Source organism: Pseudoalteromonas sp. MMG013 (assembly GCF_018100885.1).
GTDB lineage: Bacteria > Pseudomonadota > Gammaproteobacteria > Enterobacterales > Alteromonadaceae > Pseudoalteromonas > Pseudoalteromonas aurantia.
Genome location: NZ_JAGJEE010000122.1, coordinates 1 through 455 on the forward strand (window position 1 = coordinate 1; position 455 = coordinate 455).

General features: G+C 42.9%; 1 pseudogene. It reads left to right on the plus strand.

The window, feature by feature from the left end:
* Positions 1-455 (plus strand): annotated as a pseudogene (locus J8L98_RS24630) (winged helix-turn-helix domain-containing protein); the annotation flags it as partial.

Consider the following 455-nt stretch of genomic DNA (forward strand, 5'->3'; position numbering starts at 1 on the left):
TTAGAGGGACTTGATAGTAAGCCGATACAAGGACGCCCAGCTAAATTAACACCAAGCCAACTCGAACTCCTTTCAGCTCATATAATTCAGTCAGCCAATTCTTCGAATGGAGGGCGGCTTACAGGCGAAGATATTGGGAACTATATATTTATCCAATTTTCAGTTCGTTATCACTCAGACCATATATACAAACTCCTCAAGAAGCTTGGGTTTAGCTGGATAACGAGCCGTTCAAGACACCCCAAACAATCACGAGAATGCCAGGAAACTTTTAAAAAACTTCCTATTGGAAACGATCCTTCACACCCCAGGACACCTACCTCTTGAGCGAATTGATGTTTGGTTTCAAGATGAAGCTCGTTTCGGTCAACAAAACCAAACAACACGTTTATGGGCTGCGACAGGCTCAAGACCTCGTGCAGTAAAACAGCAACAATTTGAGTATGGGTATCTAT